The organism is Paenibacillus sp. 05T425, from assembly GCF_056396205.1.
Genome location: NZ_JBFTLA010000006.1, coordinates 292,646 through 311,008, shown reverse-complemented (window position 1 = coordinate 311,008; position 18,363 = coordinate 292,646). Strand labels below are relative to the sequence as shown.

20 protein-coding genes are annotated in these 18,363 nt (G+C 49.0%); 12 read left to right on the top strand and 8 right to left on the bottom strand.

Annotated elements, in window-relative coordinates; translation table 11 throughout:
• Nucleotides 1-83 precede the first annotated feature (83 nt).
• Both AC1DF0_RS15515 and gltC read left to right on the top strand, forming a co-directional pair.
• Nucleotides 84-725, top strand: coding sequence for a rhomboid family intramembrane serine protease (locus AC1DF0_RS15515; RefSeq protein WP_477574534.1), 642 nt, complete (start codon nucleotides 84-86; stop codon nucleotides 723-725).
• Between the two features lie 69 nt (nucleotides 726-794).
• Nucleotides 795-1,697 (top strand): glutamate biosynthesis transcriptional regulator GltC, encoded by a 903-nt coding sequence (gene gltC, locus AC1DF0_RS15510; RefSeq protein ID WP_442050529.1) that lies wholly within the window; start codon nucleotides 795-797, stop codon nucleotides 1,695-1,697.
• A 52-nt stretch (nucleotides 1,698-1,749) separates the two neighbouring features.
• Here the strand turns inward: gltC and AC1DF0_RS15505 are convergent, their stop codons facing one another.
• Together AC1DF0_RS15505 and AC1DF0_RS15500 are read right to left on the bottom strand one after the other, a co-directional pair.
• Nucleotides 1,750-2,436: a zinc metallopeptidase gene (locus AC1DF0_RS15505; protein WP_442050528.1), complete on the bottom strand. Its 687-nt coding sequence runs from the start codon at nucleotides 2,434-2,436 to the stop codon at nucleotides 1,750-1,752.
• A gap of 56 nt (nucleotides 2,437-2,492) precedes the next feature.
• Nucleotides 2,493-2,933 carry a MerR family transcriptional regulator gene (locus AC1DF0_RS15500; RefSeq protein ID WP_475821396.1) on the bottom strand — a complete coding sequence of 147 codons (441 nt, stop codon included), beginning with the start codon at nucleotides 2,931-2,933 and terminating at the stop codon, nucleotides 2,493-2,495.
• Nucleotides 2,934-3,287: 354 nt separating this feature from the next.
• Between AC1DF0_RS15500 and AC1DF0_RS15495 the strand changes: the two genes are divergently transcribed.
• The 3 genes from AC1DF0_RS15495 to AC1DF0_RS15485 are packed head-to-tail and all read left to right on the top strand — an operon-like array spanning nucleotide 3,288 to nucleotide 6,514.
• Nucleotides 3,288-4,649: an ammonium transporter gene (locus AC1DF0_RS15495; protein ID WP_477574533.1), complete on the top strand. Its 1,362-nt coding sequence runs from the start codon at nucleotides 3,288-3,290 to the stop codon at nucleotides 4,647-4,649.
• A 47-nt stretch (nucleotides 4,650-4,696) separates the two neighbouring features.
• Nucleotides 4,697-5,764, top strand: coding sequence for a DUF294 nucleotidyltransferase-like domain-containing protein (locus AC1DF0_RS15490; protein ID WP_442051791.1), 1,068 nt, complete (start codon nucleotides 4,697-4,699; stop codon nucleotides 5,762-5,764).
• A 15-nt stretch (nucleotides 5,765-5,779) separates the two neighbouring features.
• Nucleotides 5,780-6,514, top strand: coding sequence for a 3'-5' exonuclease (locus AC1DF0_RS15485; protein ID WP_442051790.1), 735 nt, complete (start codon nucleotides 5,780-5,782; stop codon nucleotides 6,512-6,514).
• Here the strand turns inward: AC1DF0_RS15485 and AC1DF0_RS15480 are convergent.
• Together AC1DF0_RS15480 and AC1DF0_RS15475 are read right to left on the bottom strand one after the other, a co-directional pair.
• Nucleotides 6,500-6,958 carry a M67 family metallopeptidase gene (locus tag AC1DF0_RS15480; RefSeq protein WP_442051789.1) on the bottom strand — a complete coding sequence of 153 codons (459 nt, stop codon included), beginning with the start codon at nucleotides 6,956-6,958 and terminating at the stop codon, nucleotides 6,500-6,502. The genes AC1DF0_RS15485 and AC1DF0_RS15480 overlap by 15 nt on opposite strands.
• 72 nt (nucleotides 6,959-7,030) lie before the next feature.
• On the bottom strand, nucleotides 7,031-8,242 hold the full coding sequence (locus AC1DF0_RS15475) for an MFS transporter (protein WP_442051788.1): 1,212 nt from the start codon (nucleotides 8,240-8,242) through the stop codon (nucleotides 7,031-7,033).
• 141 nt (nucleotides 8,243-8,383) lie between these two features.
• Between AC1DF0_RS15475 and AC1DF0_RS15470 the strand changes: the two genes are divergently transcribed.
• Nucleotides 8,384-8,923, top strand: coding sequence for a TlpA family protein disulfide reductase (locus tag AC1DF0_RS15470; protein ID WP_477574532.1), 540 nt, complete (start codon nucleotides 8,384-8,386; stop codon nucleotides 8,921-8,923).
• A gap of 184 nt (nucleotides 8,924-9,107) precedes the next feature.
• On the opposite strand, the gene cimA is transcribed toward AC1DF0_RS15470, so the two are convergent.
• Entirely contained in the window at nucleotides 9,108-10,724 is a 1,617-nt protein-coding gene (cimA, locus tag AC1DF0_RS15465) for a citramalate synthase (RefSeq protein WP_475821402.1), read from the bottom strand.
• 225 nt (nucleotides 10,725-10,949) lie between these two features.
• Between cimA and AC1DF0_RS15460 the strand changes: the two genes are divergently transcribed.
• The 4 genes from AC1DF0_RS15460 (at nucleotide 10,950) to AC1DF0_RS15445 (ending at nucleotide 14,909) form a co-directional block, all read left to right on the top strand.
• Nucleotides 10,950-12,242: a DNA polymerase IV gene (locus AC1DF0_RS15460; RefSeq protein ID WP_477574531.1), complete on the top strand. Its 1,293-nt coding sequence runs from the start codon at nucleotides 10,950-10,952 to the stop codon at nucleotides 12,240-12,242.
• A gap of 57 nt (nucleotides 12,243-12,299) precedes the next feature.
• Entirely contained in the window at nucleotides 12,300-12,536 is a 237-nt protein-coding gene (locus tag AC1DF0_RS15455) for a ferredoxin (RefSeq protein ID WP_307201979.1), read from the top strand.
• 155 nt (nucleotides 12,537-12,691) lie between these two features.
• Nucleotides 12,692-13,318, top strand: a complete 627-nt coding sequence (locus tag AC1DF0_RS15450; RefSeq protein ID WP_442051784.1) for a GyrI-like domain-containing protein — start codon at nucleotides 12,692-12,694, stop codon at nucleotides 13,316-13,318.
• Between the two features lie 145 nt (nucleotides 13,319-13,463).
• Complete coding sequence (locus tag AC1DF0_RS15445) at nucleotides 13,464-14,909, top strand: L,D-transpeptidase (protein WP_477574530.1); 1,446 nt, start codon at nucleotides 13,464-13,466, stop codon at nucleotides 14,907-14,909.
• A gap of 16 nt (nucleotides 14,910-14,925) precedes the next feature.
• Here AC1DF0_RS15445 and AC1DF0_RS15440 read toward each other — a convergent pair whose 3' ends face one another.
• Nucleotides 14,926-15,063 carry a hypothetical protein gene (locus tag AC1DF0_RS15440; protein ID WP_337101536.1) on the bottom strand — a complete coding sequence of 46 codons (138 nt, stop codon included), beginning with the start codon at nucleotides 15,061-15,063 and terminating at the stop codon, nucleotides 14,926-14,928.
• A gap of 169 nt (nucleotides 15,064-15,232) precedes the next feature.
• On the opposite strand from AC1DF0_RS15440, the gene AC1DF0_RS15435 reads away from it, so the two are divergent.
• Together AC1DF0_RS15435 and yjbM are read left to right on the top strand one after the other, a co-directional pair.
• The gene (locus AC1DF0_RS15435; protein WP_477574529.1) at nucleotides 15,233-16,330 is read left to right on the top strand and encodes a quinone-dependent dihydroorotate dehydrogenase; all 1,098 of its coding nucleotides are present in this window, start codon (nucleotides 15,233-15,235) and stop codon (nucleotides 16,328-16,330) included.
• A gap of 17 nt (nucleotides 16,331-16,347) precedes the next feature.
• Nucleotides 16,348-17,151 carry a GTP diphosphokinase gene (gene yjbM, locus AC1DF0_RS15430; RefSeq protein WP_337101538.1) on the top strand — a complete coding sequence of 268 codons (804 nt, stop codon included), beginning with the start codon at nucleotides 16,348-16,350 and terminating at the stop codon, nucleotides 17,149-17,151.
• A 68-nt stretch (nucleotides 17,152-17,219) separates the two neighbouring features.
• Here the strand turns inward: yjbM and AC1DF0_RS15425 are convergent, their stop codons facing one another.
• A complete protein-coding gene (locus AC1DF0_RS15425) occupies nucleotides 17,220-17,765 on the bottom strand; it encodes a PCYCGC motif-containing (lipo)protein (protein WP_442051780.1) in 546 nt (181 codons plus the stop codon).
• Nucleotides 17,762-18,280 (bottom strand): thioredoxin domain-containing protein, encoded by a 519-nt coding sequence (locus AC1DF0_RS15420; protein WP_475821408.1) that lies wholly within the window; start codon nucleotides 18,278-18,280, stop codon nucleotides 17,762-17,764. The genes AC1DF0_RS15425 and AC1DF0_RS15420 overlap by 4 nt, the downstream gene beginning before the upstream one ends.
• Nucleotides 18,281-18,363 lie beyond the last annotated feature (83 nt).

Sequence of the window (18,363 nt, the reverse complement as noted above, 5' to 3'; positions counted from 1 at the left end):
TTTGAATGGTCAATACCAAATTCATTATAATCGTAATGAAACAACATTGTCCAATTCATGGATGGAAAAAAGGGGCTGAAATAATGATTTTTTTGCGGTATGAGAGTTTTCGCGAGTACTTGAAGCAATTTCCGGTTACGGCAACGATTATTGCGCTTAATATCTTATATTTTATTGTCATCGCAATCAATGGCAATCCGAACAATGCAAGCCATGCCTATGATTATGGAGCGTTTGTAACCATACCTGGGGTTGATCCGTATGGTATGCAAGAGCCTTGGCGATATTTGACCTCCATGTTCATGCATTCAGGTGTAGAGCATTTGCTCTACAATATGTTTTCGCTGCTCATCTTCGCTCCGCCGCTTGAAAGACTGCTTCGATCGTCGAGGTACATCTTTTTCTATCTTCTATGCGGTATTGGAGGCGACGTCATGAGTGCTTGGGTGCACGCGTTGCAGAATGATGGCGCACATATTGCGGTAGGGGCATCAGGTGCGATTTATGGCGTGTTCGGTGCGTTTCTATATTTATCGTTATTCCGAAGAGCAAGGATGGATGAAAGCTCAAGGAAGACGGTCTACATGATACTTATATTTGGGGTCATCTATTCGTTCCTCATCCCAAGGGTTGATCTTTGGGGGCATGTTGGCGGAGGAGTAACGGGGTTTCTTCTCTACAATTTGTTCGACCGCAGCATGCTGCGCAAGAAGCGCGTTGGGTGATAGGTAAGAGGAGTGTAGGAAGGACAACAATCAAATTAAAGGTCCTTGACAGGAGAGAGAAAAACCTAGATGGAACTTCGTCAGCTTTATTATTTTGTAAAAGTAGCAAAAAAAGAACATGTAACGCAAGCGGCGGAAGAACTGCACGTTGCGCAATCGGCTGTTAGCCGTCAAATCCACCAGCTGGAAGAGGAGCTTGGGGTCAAGCTGTTCGTTCAGAAAGGCAGAAATCTGCAGTTGACCCAGGTCGGCCAGTTATTTCTAAAGCGTGCTGAAGCGATACTCGTCGATTTGGAACGGGCGGTTGTGGAAATTCATGAGTTTCTGGATCCGGAGAAAGGTGAGATCAGGCTTGGTTTTCCGCATAGCTTGGGCATTTCTTTGATTCCACAGGTCGTTGCGGCATTCCGCAAGCTGTATCCGAACGTGAAGTTTCGCTTCAAGCAAGGAATGTATCCGTCACTCATTCGCGATATGATCAAGGGAGAGATTGATTTGGCCTTTATATCGCCATTTCCTGACGATCATGAATTCGTATGCGGCGAGGTGTTGCTGACAGAGGAACTGTACGCTATTCTGCCTCCGGGTCACCCGCTGTCGGATGAACCGGCAATCGAGCTTAAACAGCTGGAGCATGAGACATTCGTGCTGTTCAGTGAAGGTTATTCCCTTCGGCCGATTGTATGGGAAGCGTGCCAGCAGGCTGGATTCACGCCGAATATCGGGTTCGAAGGCGAAGAGACGGATACGATTCGCGGGCTCGTCGCCGCCGGTATGGGAGTAAGCTTGCTGCCTGAATTGGCGCTCCATTATACAGGACCGCTTCAACCGGCTAAGGTGCGGATCAGCCACCCGCAGGTGACGAGGACAATTGGACTTATTCGCCGTTCGAATGAGAAGCTTCCGCTTGTTGCCAAAGTATTTCATGGCTTTCTTATTCGGTATTTTAATGATCGCAAGAACAATTCCTAATCATATAGGAAAGGCTTCCTGGGTTGCTTGTTGCCCTAGGAAGCCTTTTTTGTTATTCATCGCGCCTAGATGTGAAGATCATAATATATTTGAGCAGCTCCAGTAAGGAGATAAGCGCTGCCGCTACATAAGTAAGCGCCGCCGCGTTCAGCACCTTAGCTGTACCGCGTTCCTCTTCGTTCGTAATGATGCCCTCTGCAATCATTAGATCGCGCGCTCGGCTGCTGGCATTGAACTCGACTGGCAGCGTAATGAGCTGGAAAGCAACGGCAACCGAGAAGAAAGCAATACCGATACCAATAAGAGTAGGGGCGGTGAACAATAGTCCTGCCAGAAACAGGAACGGAGCTGTGCCGGATGCGAAGTTAACGACTGGGAAGATGCGATGACGGATAACAAGCATGGGGTAATGAACGGAATGTTGAATGGCATGTCCGATTTCATGACAAGCGACGGAAACGGCGGATATGGATCTTTCGTAATAGACGGGCTCCGATAAACGTACAATACGATGTACCGGATCGTAATGGTCGGTCAGGGAGCCCCTGACAGGCTCTATAGGAACACTCGACAGTCCGTTACTGTCGAGCAGCAGTCTAGCCGCCTCGTAGCCGGTGAGGCCTCTCGCGGCAGGTATGCGCGACCATTTGTTGAACGTGGCCTTAACACGGAATTGAGCCCAGATGCTGACCGCTAAAGCGATTAGGATGACTGAATCCATCGGGTGAAATAGCAGCATAGATGCATTCCTCCATAGGTGACTGACATCGGCGCAAGCAAGCTTGGATTTCGGAATTACATGAAAGGTCCTTTATTAATGAGCAGCATAAGCGCCTCGATGCACGCGGCGGTCTGAGGGACGAGACGAGTATAGAGCTGATTGGCTTGCTTAGGCTTAAGCTTCTTAATATCGGGCTCCAATTCCTTCACTTGACGCTCCAGTTGGCTTAATTGATGCTGCAAGTCGGTGAGCCGCTGCGATACATGCTCTTCAGGCGTTACTTTGCTCCAGGTCTTTAGATTTACTTTAATCTCGTCTAATGTATATTTATCTTTTTTCAATTGTTCAATACGCTCCAAGCGGAGCAGCGTCTCGTGGGCATACAGTCGATAATTTTTGGCAGAACGCTCCGCTGGCTCGATTAAGCCGATCGAAGTGTAATAATCAAGCGTTCTCTGACTAATTTGCGCAAGCTTGGATAATTCTCCAATCCGGTATAAAGCTGCACCTTGCATAACAACACCTTCCTTCATTAGACGAATACTCTGATCTATATTAAATATGATAATAGGAAGTATCCGCGCAGTCAAACCTGACATGCGACTTTACAACTAGATGTCAGATACACGATCTTATAGAGCTGTCTATTCTATTAATAGAGGCTAAACGCGAAGAATGAGATGCCCTCACAACCCTTTTTGGAGATGAATTGTAAAAAAACTTAACGTTCGTGTTAGATTTTATGCCGAACGTTAGATTTTTTTTCGAAAATAGAAGAAAGCGTATTGTCAAATTGAGTACTTCTGACTATAATGACATTAAGTCTTTCCTCACATGTTAGGAAACATTACATTAAGGGAGTGGTCGTATTGATTAAGAAAACGGTGTTAGCTTTTGGTGCTTTAACTCTTTTATTCCCGGCAATGGCTTTTGCTGAGGACCCATCCGGCGGCACGCTGAACATGGGATTGAACGCTCTATGGGTTATGCTATCATTCATCCTCGTATTATTGATGCAAGGCGGCTTCATCCTTCTTGAAACGGGTTCGACTCGAATGAAAAACGCTGGTCACGTTGCCGGCAAGACGATTTTCACGACAGGCCTTGCGGCAATTATTTATTGGGCGTTTGGTTACGGCTTCGCATTCGGCGGAGACAGCAGCGTCAGCGCGATATTCGGATGGGGCGACTTCTTCTTCGATCCGTCGAAGGCAAGCGTAGAGAACGCATTGCCAAGCACGATCTTCTTCTTGTTCCAACTCGCATTCGCGGCTGTATCGCTTTCGATCGCATGGGGCGGCTTCGCAGAACGCGCTAAGCTTTCATCTTATGTTGTATTTACAGTATTCTTCATTGCCATCATTTATCCAACGGTTGCTCACTGGATCTGGGGCGGCGGCTGGCTTGCAAAAGACGGCGCGCAAGACTTCGCGGGTTCGACCGTCGTTCACTTAACGGGTGCTCTAGCGGCATTCGCAGCTACAGTATTACTTAAACCTCGTATCGGCAAGTTCAACAAAGACGGCTCGGCGAACGAAATTTTGGGACATAACCAAGTATTCACTGCACTATCCGTATTGCTTCTCTGGGTGGGCTGGTTCGGCTTCAATGCCGGCTCGACAGTAGCGATCGGCGACGGCTTCTTCGGCTTCGTAGCATTCAACACAATGCTGGGCGCTGGCGCCGGCGGTGTGGCAGCACTTCTCATTTCATGGGCAGTTACCGGAAAAGCTGACATCACAACAATGCTTAACGGTACGCTTGCAGGTCTAGTAGCCATTACGGCATCTTGCGCATTCGTAGATCCTTGGGCGGCAGTAGTTATCGGTTTGGTAGCTGGCGTACTCGTATTCTACAGCGTGAAATTTTTCGAGAAAATCAAAGTTGACGATCCAATCTACGCTCTTTCGGTTCACGGCGCTGCTGGTATCTGGGGTACGCTTGCTAACGGTATCTTCGCTACGCAAGAATTGGCTGAGAAAGTGGCCGTTGGTGAAGGCGGTCTGATTGATACAGGCAACTGGCACCAATTGTGGGTTCAATTCGAATCGGTAGTCGTAGTTGGCGCATTCGTACTTGCTGCTTCGTTCCTTGTTCTTGGCGTAATGAAACTTATCATGGGCTTCCGCGTAACAGAAGAGCAAGAAATTATCGGTCTTGACCTTAGTGAGCACGGTGCTTACGGTTACCCTGAGCAAATGAAAAAAGCTGACAAAACGATTCAAGGGTAATCATTAATTGGCTATCATGAGGGACTGACCGAAGGGAGAGGCATCAGATGGTTGATCCGGTGTGGGCGCAGCTGCTTGCACGGATCGGTTCAGCCGATCATGTGGAAGAGCTGCGAAGCTTGCGGGATCATGTACACGAGCAGATGGAGGCTCTTCTCTGGGCGCGCCCAGTCGAACAATTTAATGAATATCTGAATGAGATGCACGACGCGGTTATTAGCCGCGCCGTTGCTCTCGCAGAGACGCAGATGGCACGGATGGGGATGGGTTCTCCTCCCGTGCCTTATGCGTATTTATTGTTTGGCAGCGGCGGTCGGAAAGAGCAGACATTGTCTAGCGATCAAGACAGCGGTGTTGTCTACGAGGATCCAGTGTCTGATTCGGCGAAAGTAAAGCAATATTTCAAGCAATTGACTGACATTGTTGTCGGTTATCTTCAGACAAGCGGTTATCCGCCATGCGAAGGCAATGTGCTTAGCAGTAATTCGGAATGGTGTCTCTCGTTATCCGAATGGCGGGCGAAGCTCGATCATTGGTTCGAGGAGCCAGCTTGGGAATCGGTTCGTTATTTGCTCATCATTGCGGACGGTCGGGGCGTTTATGGCAATCAAGACTTAGTGGATTCGCTCAAGGATTGTTTTTTTACCGATATGCTTAATCATCCGATCATCGTTAGGCGTATGCTTGAGAATACGATGCGGCACAAAGTGCTTCTCGGTGTATTCGGTCATCTGCTTAAGGAACGTTACGGGGAAGATGCGGGCAGCCTCGATATCAAATACGGCGCCTACATACCGATGGTCAATTCCATTAGGCTGATGTCCATTCATCGAGGGATTAGGGAGACGGCAACGCTCGAGCGCATTAAGAGGCTTGCGCAGACTGGCTTACTGCAGGAATCGGATGCTCGTCAATATGAGCAGGCGTTTCGTTTCTTCCTGCGCCTGAGGCTCATGACGACAGAACAGATGGAAGACGGGTATTATGCCAACAATGGCAAGATTTCGAGCAGGAAACTGACGAGGGAAATGACGGATGAGCTGAAGAGCAGTCTGCGACTAGGCAAGAAGCTGCAGCGTTTGGTGATGAAGCAGACAATGGGAAGGCTAACGTAGGGCGGTGGAGATGTTATGAAGGAACAAAAAGGCGTCGGTCGCATGTGGAACCTATACAAAATGGGAGGATTTACGCCTGCCATCGCTTCTATGTTAGGCTCTCAGAATGCACAGCAAATGGCGTTTATTCGATCGGTGAATAAGGAGCAGCGCAAGCAGTCGATGCTGGACACTCCTCTTCGGGAGCTGGAGGTCGTTATATTCGACTTGGAGACGACAGGCTTCTATCCGAACAATGGCGATGAGATTATATCGTTTGGTGCGGTGCTCATGCAAGGGGTTGAAGTGCATGAGTCGAATACGTTTTACAGTCTCGTTAATCCGAAGCGAAAGATACCGAAATCGATAATCGAGCTGACCGGCATTACGAATGAGATGGCGCAGGATGCCCCTGATCTGATGCAGGTGCTCCATGATTTCATGGAGTTCGTTGGCAAAAGGCTGCTTGTCGCTCATGCGGCAGGGCATGACAAACAGTTTTTAAATGCAGCATTATGGCGTACGTCGAAGGTGAATTTGAATCATCGTGTGCTGGATACGATGATGGTTGCCAAGTGGCTTGAACCGAAACGTGACAGCTACGCCCTTGATGATCTGCTGGAAAGCTGCAACATCGAGATCGTAGACCGTCATCACGCGCTGCAGGATTCGTTAATGACAGCGAAGCTATGGCAGAACTATTTGACCCGTGTACTAGAACGGAATATTACGACGCTTGGCGATTTGTACGCTTATTTAAGCAAACACTAGCTCGAGCGGCTCGAACCGGGCATTCGTTCGGCGATAAGGTTGAATGTACGGTGCACTGCGGTCGGCAAGCGATATGATCCAATAAGAAACAGATGAGGCGGGCCAGAAGCCGGCTTGATCCAGGCTTGATGGGATAGCCTCGGTAGTAGGATGGGAGTGGAACAAGCCGACAAGCGATTGTCGGTTTGTTTGCATGGTATAATAAGCAGCCGTCCATTCAGCAGGATCGAATGTGAACGCTTTACGCGGATCGTTATGTATGTTGCGAATAGGGATAACGGTATCTATAGGAGCTTGTTCACCGCCATGAACGGCTATTCCGCTGGCAACAATCCCGCAAGCTTCCTCAGGCAGCCTGCTTATGCAAATGCTAAGCAATTGATCATAGGCCTGCTTAGTGATTCGTCCAACCTCATGATGCGGTATCGAATGCAATTGTTCCATTTACGAAACCTCCTTCTCAGCGTAAGTCTTACATTCATTATAACATCTCAAGGATGGACCAGCGGCTAATAATTAGCCGCTGTTTGCTGCTTGCTCCTTCGGATGGATGAAGCGAAAGACGAGCCATAAGGAAGCAGCGGCTAATAGGACAAGAATAATGAATAGCATCGTTACTGACTTATCGGCAATATAGCTGAACAAGGGAGGACCGGCAGCTACGCCAAGAAAGCGCAGGCTGCTGTAGAACGATGTGACCGTCCCTCGATAAGCTCTTTCGGCACAGCCGGTTATCATCGTATTTAAGCAAGGAAGCAGCAGACCCGTTCCAATACTGCTGATCGTTACAAATGCGATTAATGCAATTAGACTTCGGTGCCATATAGCCGCAGCTCCCAAGGATAAAACAATTACGCTCAAACCGGCAATCATAAGCTTGCGCATGAGCGTTTGCTTCTTTTTGATGATTCGACCAGTCGTATAGGCAGTCAAGACGAGTCCCAGCAGAGGGATGGCAAGCAAGCCCCCTTTGGCAACTCCGTCAATTGAATAGGGCGGCTTCTCGACCATATCGGATAAGTAGAACAGCACGCCGAATAGGATGAACAGGCCTAACGCCCCTGAGGCGTAGGCTGTAAGCAGCCAGGCTAGGTTTTTAGCATAGATAGCTTTAATTTCGACGATATATTTCTTGAATGGCAATGGCTTCTCCTTTTGTTTAGGTTCTTTGATAAGAAAAATGACAGCAATAAGCGAACCTGCGCAGAAAAAAGGAAAAGCAAAAAAAGGCGCATACCAAGACCACAGTCCGAGCAGAGATCCGATAATCGGACTGATGACTTTGCCCGCGCCGTTCGATGCTTCAATTAAGCCCAGCGCTTCGCTTTCTTCTCCATCCTTGTACATGTCGCCAACGAGTGCCATTGCAATCGGCGCCGTGCCGGCCGCTGCAAGTCCTTGTACGCTTCGCATGGCAATGAGAAGGGGGTAGGAGTTCCATACGGCTGCCATGCCAGCCATGATCCCTGCAGCGCCGTATAGGGCCAGTGCGGGCACTATAACGGTTTTACGGCGGATACGATCGGATAAATACCCGATGAAAGGTATGAACAGACCGGCACTAACCGAGAATAACGTTATAACGAGGCTGGATTGCAGCTCGGAGAGCTTCATATGCTTAGCCATATCGGGCAGCACGGGGACGAGCATAGAGTTGCCCAGCACGAGCACAAGAGGAACGGTTGCGAATGCGGAGAACTGAATCCACTTGGACTTCGATTGGGCCATTAGCGTATCTCCATTTCTAATTCGTGACGTATTTATGGCTAATATGCCCTTCGTCTTGAGCTTCCATGCGGTGCATGTTACGATGTAGGCAGTTTGTATAGGTTGGTTAGAAACCATTTTTAAGAAAGAAGGGCGTGCAGCATGAAACGCGTGATTGCTTTGTTTACGATCGCTTTTGTTTTTGCGGGATTAGCGGTATATCAATATATAAATCGAGGAAACGAGCAAGTATCGCTTGCGGCTTCCGCGGAAGGCTTTAAGCCGAAAGCGGGATTCGAGGCTGCTTCCTTCGAGCTGCCGGCGCTCGATGAACAATCCTATGCTGTCGGAGGCAAGCGCGAAAAGCTGACATTCGTTAACTTCTGGGCTTCTTGGTGCGGTCCTTGCGAACTTGAAGCGCCTGATCTGCAGAAGCTGCATGAGACATACGGCGATGCTATCACGTTATACGGCGTCAATGCGACGAAATATGATAAGGAGCGGGCAGCGCGCGAGTTTGTCGCCGATCATGAATTCACATTTCCGATTCTGATGGACAGAGAAGGGGATGTAACGAAGAAATACAAAGTGGATACGTTCCCGACAACCTTCCTCATCGACAGCAATGGCGTCATCCGTGAACGAATTAATGGCGTCATTACATTCGCAGAATGGGAACGTTTGATTGAGAAGTGGACATAGGAAGGGATAGGAAGAAGAAGAGGCGATTGGACATCATCATGTATGATGTTCGATCGCCTCTTCTTTCGTTGCGGACTGTAAGCGCTATCTGAGACCCTTACCATACGAATGGAAGTCAGAAGGAAGAAAAAAACTGCCCTCCAAAAGCTTTGGTCTAGGGCAGTCTCATTAAAATTTAAGTCAATTAGTGGTTCACGAGACCGATTCTGTCCGTATGCTCATGAGAAGGCGATTCAACCTTCACCATGCCGAGTAGCGCATAGCGAATGCTGTCGACTAGCGCTTCCCAGCTTGCCTCGATGACATTGTTGGAGACGCCGACCGTGCTCCACGTATTGTCGAGGCCGGTTGACTCGATTAGTACGCGTACCTTTGCTGCTGTCGCGTCCTTCTCGTCGATGACACGCACTTTATAGTCGGACAGGTGAATTTGTTCGATCTTCGGATAAAATTGCACAAGCGCCTTACGAAGCGCGTTATCAAGCGCATTGACCGGACCGTTGCCTTCCGCGGCGGTGTACACCTGCTCGCCGTCCACGTTGATTTTGACAATCGCTTCCGACAGCATTTGACCGTTCGTTTTCTCTACGAGCATTTTGAACGATTCAATCTTGAACAATTCCTTCGATTCGCCGCCAAATGCATCACGCAGCAGAAGTTCAAGCGAGGCGTCCGCGCCCTCGAACTGATAGCCCTGATGCTCCAGCTCTTTAATTTGATCCATAATCTGCTTCGTCTTCTCGTTGTTGGCGTTGACGTCCAGGCCAAGCTCCTGAGCTTTCGAGATAATATTGCTTTGACCGGCAAGCTCGGAGACGAGAATACGCTGCTTATTGCCTACAAGCTCCGGCTGAATATGCTCATAGGTTTTGGAATCCTTCATAATAGCGGATACGTGAATGCCGCCTTTGTGGGCGAATGCCGCATTGCCGACATAAGCTTGGCCGACAGGCATATGCACATTGGCAATCTCGCTGACATAACGCGCCGTGTTCGTAAGCGTGCGGAGCTTGTCTTCCGGCAAGCAGTCGTATCCGAGCTTAAGCTGCAAATTCGGAATGATGGAGCACAAGTTAGCGTTGCCGCAACGCTCGCCATAGCCGTTGATGGTTCCTTGCACCTGTCTAGCGCCCGCTTGAACGGCAGCCAAAGTGTTCGCAACAGCCAGCTCGCAATCGTTATGCGTGTGAATACCGATCTCGGCGCTAAGCTCCTGACGGACGCGAGATACGATTTCCGTAATTTCACCTGGCAGCGTGCCGCCGTTCGTATCGCATAGTACGAGCCAGTCAGCTCCGGCGTCTTGTGCTTTCTTCAAGGCGGCAAGCGCATATTCCGGGTTATGCTTGTAGCCGTCGAAGAAGTGCTCGGCGTCGTACATCGCTTCGACACCGCTGCGCTTCAGGAAAGCGAACGAGTCGTAGATCATCGCCAAATTTTCTTCCAGCGTCGTCTGCAGCGCAGTATGAACGTGGAAGTCCCATGCTTTGCCGACGAGCGTCGCCGCCGGTACGCCTGATTCTACGATCCGCAGCAGGCTGGCGTCTTGCTCCGCTAAGCTGTTCTTGCGGCGCGTACTGCCGAAAGCCGTTATTTTTGCTCGCAAATTCAAAGATTTGACACGTTGAAAAAATTCAATATCCTTGCTGTTGCTTCCTGGATTGCCGCCTTCAATATAATGAACACCCAGTGCGTCAAGCTTCTGAGCGATTTTCAATTTATCATCCGCCGACAGGCTGATCCCTTCGCCTTGCGTTCCATCGCGCAGCGTCGTATCAAAGATTGAGATGATTGTTGTCATTATCGGGACGCCTCCTTCACTGATAGCCTTTTCAAATCATAATGTACTATTATAACACTTGTTCAGTTGATTGTAGAGAGGAGGAAACGTTTTTTTCTTGTTCGTAGCCAAATGGACAGCAATATCCACTTCGCTTCAGTTGACTAGAATATGTACCAATCGTATATTAAGGATATTCGAAAGTTTGGGAACATATGTTTTGTAATTATGGAGGTGAATCCGATCATGCCAGTGTCCGATACGAATGAGCACTATCCCGCCAAGGGACGCGTAATTATTCATTTGGATATGAATGCCTTCTATTGCTCTGTGCATGAAGCGGAGCAACCTGAGAATTATAAGGATAAGCCAACTGCTGTAGCCGGCAGTGTCGAGCTTCGCAAAGGCATTGTCGTTACTTGCTCCTATGAGGCAAGACGTATGGGCGTGAAGACGGGGATGACGGTCAGGCAAGCGATGAAGTTATGTCCATCGCTAATCCTTATCCGACCCGACTTTGACCTGTACCGCAAATACTCCAGAGGTTTTATGGCGATTGCAAGGCAGTACACGCCGCTTGTGGAGTCCGTATCGATTGACGAATGTTATATGGATATAACGGGATCCAAGTTGTTCGGAACGCCGCTCGAGATTGCCGATTCGCTGCAGAAGCGCATACAGACGGAATGGTCGCTGCCATGCTCTATTGGACTGGCACCCAACAAGCTGCTTGCCAAGATGGCATCCGATATGAAGAAGCCAAACGGTTTAACGGTCCTTCGCATTAGAGACGTCCCGCAATTGTTATGGGATAAGCCATGCGATACGCTGTTCGGTATCGGCAGGAAAACAGCGGAGAAGCTGACGAAGATGAATATTCGCACGATTGGACAATTGGCTCACACTGACGAGCAGTTGCTCATCAAGCAATTTGGCGTAATGGGTTCCTGGATGAAGACGGCTGCGCACGGAATTGATCATTCAGCCGTGAATGGGAATCGAGAGCTTAACAAATCGATTGGCCATACGACCACGCTGCCCAGCGACATCGTAGCCAAAGAGGATGCTCATCGCGTGCTGCTTAACCTATCCGATCAGACGTGCCGCCGCTTGCGCCGCCAGAAGCTAGTCGCTCTAACCGTTCAGATTACCGTTCGCAGACAGGATATGACGACGATCAATCGATCGCATACGCTAGCCGTTCCGACGGACACAACGGACATTGTCTATCGTGAGGCTTGCCGGTTATTCGACCTTCATTGGAGTCATGGGGAACCGGTACGCTTGCTTGGTGTTGCGCTACAGAATCTGTCGTTAGTCGATGAGACGGCGATGCAGCTTGATCTGTTCAGCTATGAGGAGCAGCCCAAGAAGGAAGCGCTGACGAAAGCGATGGATCGGCTCCGGGATAAGTTCGGCGAGGATGCCGTGTTGACGGCAGGCATGCTGGGGGATGATCCGTCAGCCTTAATTAGGAATAAACGAATTCGCGGGACATCCTTGCAAAGGGACGATGGTTTGTTATATATTGATGAGTGAGGGTTTACGGCATGTATACTAGAGATTATACCGTACATTTATAGGAGGGAATTTTCCATGGGTAAATTTACTTGGGTAGAGAAAGACACTTGCATCGCTTGTGGAGCTTGCGGAGCAACTGCTCCTGACATTTATGATTACGACGATGAAGGCTTAGCTGAAGTTATTTATAAAGCAGACGGAAACAAAGGCAATACTGAAATTCCAGAAGATCTTTACGACGATCTGCAAGACGCAGCTGACGGCTGCCCTACTGATTCCATCAAGATTGCAGATGAGCCGTTTAACTACTAATACAATCATCTCATACATCTAGACAGAAGCTCTCTATCGTCCTTATGGACGGTGGGGAGCTTTTTTTTGCCAGGCAAATCATGACATACTGTTGTCATAGTTGTTCGTGTATGGTTGGAGTATCAAACACAAACATACTGAGGAGAGAATTGGCTATGAACAAAAAAATAGACTACAAAAAAGACTATAAAAAGATTTATCTCCCCCCTGTGGAGCCCGTTATTATTGATGTGGACGCGATGCCGTATATGATGATTAGCGGTGAAGGCAATCCGAACGGTGAGGAATATGTCAAAAAGGTCGAAGCGCTGTATCGATTAAGCTACGCGGTTAAGATGTCATATAAGAGCGTTGAAGTACCTCCGGGGTACTATGAATACACCGTTTTTCCTCTTGAGGGCATATGGGACTTGATCGATACGTCTAAACCCGCAACGGACCTTGATAATTTAAAATATACGATAATGATAAGGCAGCCCGACTTTCTGACAGAGGAGCTGTTCAATAAGCTGGTAGATCAGACTAACAAGAAGAAGCCGATGCCTGTACTTAATGACGTTGTGTACGGGGAGATGACGGACGGGCTAAGCTGCCAAATGATGCACATTGGACGTTATGCGGATGAACCGGCCAGCTTCGCCAAGATGGAAGCTTACTGTAACGAGCATGGATACGAACGTTCTGCGCTTATTCATCGTGAAATTTATATATCTGACCCTCGTAAGACGGAAGCAGACAAGCTGAAAACGGTATTGCGATTCAATGTAAATAAACGAAACTGAGCAATGAATTTCGTCATATGAGCCTCCTGGGCATAACCCTTTAAACTCTTTTAGACATAAAATACTCTATTGTTCCTTCATAGATTGCAACGAACGCAGCAATTAGCCGATATAGGGTATATACATGTTAATGGAGGGATTAGGGATGGAATCGCCGGAGGACATATTCTATTTGAAGCAATTTGTGAAGCAGCATCCCGACAACCAAATGGGCTGGTACTTGCTCGGCAAGCAATATTTGCTCGCTGGCAAGGAAGGAAAAGCAAACTATTGTTTTATACAGGCAGGCGAAATATATGATGCATTCGAGCGTGAGAGTCATCCGCTAGCCGAGCATCAGTTGCAATTCTTGAAGGAATGGAGTCAAAAACAGAAGAAAAAACGGACTGCCAGGCGTTTAGCCCTCGTTGCTATTGTGCTTATGGGGGTTGTCTTAAGCTTGCCCGCCGGCCGGGAGTTGAATCATGAAGAGGCTGTATCGCCGATTATTGGCTCGCAGCAGACGGTTTCCAAGGTCGGCGTCATCTTAGTTCCTCAGAAGGAGCTTCGTCCGGTAGGTTATGCTTGGGAAGGGCTGATGAATGCTGGCCAATCGGCACCTCTTAAGACGATCGCGGCCAAGCTGGAAGAGGACAAAGGCTGGCGTAAATGGACGGGACGCGCTACGATTGTGATGGCGGTAGAAGTGAAGCAGTCTGATGAAGAGGACGATACGAGTGCGGAAGGAAGCCGCGGCGTGCGAACGTCTGACGGCAATGAGTTGGGTGCGACGATGTTCGACTCCAATACATGCAACTGCATTCCTGCGGAGTCGTCCGGCATCTATATAGAGTACCGCGATTGGCAGACGAAGCAGGAGCTTCATTGGACGGTTGGCAGCGCGGTCACGCAATATAAGAAGCTGTATGGAAATTGGCCGGACAAGCTGGAGGATCTCGTAAGGCCTTATCCGAACAATGTGCTTGCAGGCGAGAAGGAAGGCATGAGAGAAGTATTCCGCGAAGTGCTTGAGCGTTTGAAAACGAAGGACCAGTCTGGTCAGAGCGGCGAGAAGGGAACGGAAGCATCGAGAGGTTCGAATGGCAACGGCAACGAGATTCGGACGGCCTCATCTGTCGGGTCGAATGGCTATTTGGAGCCGAATTGGAGCAAGCCGCTGGAGATTGTAGTCGATAAGTCTACCCACCGGTTGGCTGTCGTACAGGGGAATATCATCGTTCGCAGCTATAAGGTTGGCTTAGGAGCGGATCGCACGCCGGAAGGCAACTTCTACATAAGCGAGAAGGTGAAAAATCCGAACGGGAGCGATAACGGAACGTTCGGCAGCAGAGGCATGACCTTGTCGAATACGCTTTACGCGATTCACGGAACGGATGAGCCGGACAGCATCGGCAAGGACGAATCGCTAGGATGCATCCGCATGGGCAAAGCCGATGTTGAGGAGCTGTACGATCTTGTGCCGCTTGGAACGCCTGTGAAAGTGAAAAACGGGACGCTTCCATCTGATTCGAAGCCAGCAGCCGTTAGATTCAAGCTGGAACCGAAGCAGGATGAAACCAATCCCGTCAAAGTGTATGAATGGTTGAACTAGGCTAGCAAGCGCAATACTAGGATACGATAAGAAGAACGGCGACCGCGATTACAACTACAGCAGCGATGGAGCCGATCCAGATCAGAGCTTTCTTGTTTACTTCTTCCTTCGGCTTTGTTTTCATAACGGGCGGTTTTCTTTTGGTTGTGCTCATCGACAATCAACCTTTCTATCTCTTAATGAAAATAGCTGTTTTCATTGTAATCGTTTTCTTCCAAAGCCGCAACCATGCTAGCGTTTTCAAATKGTTGCAGCTCTTTTCTTTTTGTCGCAAAAAAGATAAACTGTTCCGTAGAACATACATCTTGGAACGGAGTGGTAAGTTGCTTTATTCTTCTATACTCAAACCGATTTTTTTCAAAATGGATCCAGAAAAGGCGCATCATCTCGTCATTGACGGGTTAGCAACAGGCGGGCGTATTCCCGGCATGACAGGTATGATGCACGCGATGTACGGAGTTGCCCCTTCGCCGGAGCTGAAGATGGACCTGTTCGGACTTCATTTTCCCCATCCAGTCGGTCTTGCGGCTGGACTTGATAAGAACGGCAAGGCGGCTGACGGCTTCTCCAGCATCGGCTTCGGCTTCGCCGAGGTAGGCACAGTTACGCCGAAGGGACAAGCTGGCAATGAGCTACCGAGGTTGTTCCGTCTTCCGCCGGATGAAGCGCTTATTAATCGAATGGGCTTCAACAATGAAGGGACGGAAGCGATGGCAGGCCGCCTGGCGCGTCGCAAAATCAACCGAATCMCGATCGCGGTCAACATCGGCAAAAATAAAGTAACGCCTAATGAGCAGGCTCATGAAGACTACGAGGCTTGCATTCGTACGTTATATAACTACGGTGATTTCTTCGTCGTTAACATTAGCTCTCCGAATACGCAAGGGTTGCGCGATCTGCAGCATGGCGACGAGCTGCGCAAGCTGCTTGCCGCCGTTATGGAGGAGATGAGCCGTCAAGGAGCGAAGTCGGGACAGAAGACAAAGCCGATTCTCGTCAAGATTGCTCCCGACATGACGGGCGACGAGCTTGAGCATACGGTCAATACCATTGTGGAGAGCGGCGTATCCGGTATTATTGCGACCAATACGACATTATCGCGCGAAGGGCTTCGCCATCACAATGCCGGCGAGTCTGGCGGGCTTAGCGGCAAGCCGCTTCGCGACCGTTCGACTGAGGTAATCCGCGCTGTTTACCGCCAGACTGGCGGACAATTGCCTATTATTGGCTCAGGCGGCATTTTTACAGCTCAAGATGCATACGATAAAATCCGCGCAGGAGCGTCGCTGGTTGAAATATACACCGCGCTCATCTATAAAGGGCCAGGATTGCTTCGCGAATTAACGAACGGACTGAAGGAATGCTTGCGCAAGGATGGCTATCGGAATATTGCCGAAGCAATTGGCGCAGATCATCGTTAGGAACAGGAGGCGGCCGGATGGACGGTAGAGATTGGAGTCTTTTTTTACAGCCTTATGAACAAGCGGTCGAAGAACTGAAAGTGAAGTTTAAGACGATGCGAGTTGAATTAAAGATTCGAGAGGCGTATGCGCCAATAGAGTTTGTCACCGGCCGAGTGAAACGGATATCCAGCATTCTCGAGAAGGCGAAGCGGCTTAACGTTCCGGCAGATAAGCTGGATACGGGAATTGAGGATATAGCGGGAATACGAATTATGTGTCAGTTCGTAGACGATATTATCCGCGTGGCAAGCTTAATTCGCAGCCGGAAGGACTTGACGCTCGTTTACGAGAAGGACTATATTACAAACTTCAAGGACAGCGGTTATCGCAGCTACCATATGATCGTGGAGTATCCGGTTCAGACGGCGCTCGGGTATACGAAAGTGCTCGCAGAAATTCAGATACGGACGTTGGCCATGAATTTTTGGGCGACGATCGAGCATTCGCTTAATTATAAATTTAAGGAAAGCTTGCCCGAAGATGTGCGCGCGCGTTTGAAGAAAGCGTCAGAGGCGGCATTCCTGCTTGATAACGAGATGACGAGCATTCGTAAAGAAATTCTCGATGCTCAGACGGAATTCGAGGAGCAGTCGAATGTCGTATCGAAGGTGCTGAAGGGCATCCAAGATTTATATTACTTCCATCGCGTGCGCGAAGCGGCTCAATACCAGATGAAGTTCAACGAGCTGTTCGAGAAAGAAGATTATCAAGGTCTCAGTCAGTTATCGTCCGATATACAGCTTGCAATCAGCAAAGCGAAGAAGGCAAGCCAATCCTAATTGCGCCACATCATAAAACAAAACCTCCAGCGCAATGTGCGGCTGGAGGTTTTGTTGATTCTTTGTTATTAGCTGGCTTTATTCGGTTTGAACGCCTCGTCAATTGCGGCATGGACTTCGTCTGGTGTCTTACCCTGCTTAGTCAAGTCGATGACCATCTCCATCTCCTTCTTGCATATCCCGCAGCTCGTGCTGTGATCGGTCCATGTGACGCCGTCTTCGCCGGCAGGATGCTCTGCCAAGTAACAGCGAAGCAAGGAGTCATGAGGCGTCTCTACGGCCAAACCGTCCATACAGCCGCAGTAGCAATTCATTTGGGCCATAATGTCCGCATGCTGATGAACAGCACGATAGAGATCGCTCGTATGCTCGGTATGATTGGATAGGAAATCGGGAAGAACGTCAGGAGAGGCCGTTGTCTGCCACGTTTCCGAACCGTGCTGATGCTCGGCGCCCTTCTGCTTGTCGTCATCGGATAAGCCGCATGCCGTAAGCAGCGTAATGAAGGCGAAGGCGAGCAGCATTCCGTACATAATGCCCCGGGCGCTGCTGCCCCTTCCGCTTGTCTTGGGAGCATGAACACCAACTGCAGGCGTTTGATCATGCTCTATCATTGGGCAGCTTCTCCCGAATACTTATTGAAAAATTGTTTGAAATCGTCCAACGTATAGCCTTGAGTTGTTCCTTCGGCGGCAATGCCGCCTTCCATGCGCTCGACTTCAACGCCGTCTTTGAAATAAGCGAGCGTAGGCGTGTATTCAACCTTCAAGCTCTTGAAGTATGAATCGAATTCACGCAGGTTGAACTGCGGAAGGTCGATTCCAAGCTCCTTGACCAGCGGCATAAGCTCAGGTGTCGTTTGGCGGCAAAAACCGCAGTCGGAAGCGAACAGATAGACGAAGAAATCTTCCTTATCGGCGATCTTCTTATCCAATTCAGCCGGCAATATGATATTCTGATAGTTAGGGTCGTCAAGCAGTTCACGCGTAGCCGGATTCAGCTTGGAGGCAGGCTTGTCGTACAAAGCGTTAATTGTCTCGTTATTATTAAGATAAATGATTGCGCCGAACAAGACGACTATGATACCGATGTAGACATAAAACATTTTGAACTTTTTTTTCTTTTTCATGAAAGTATTCAGCCTCCAACTCTTTATTGAACGGACAAGCAATTATGCTCTTGCAGGTCTTGTCCACATTATATTCTATTATA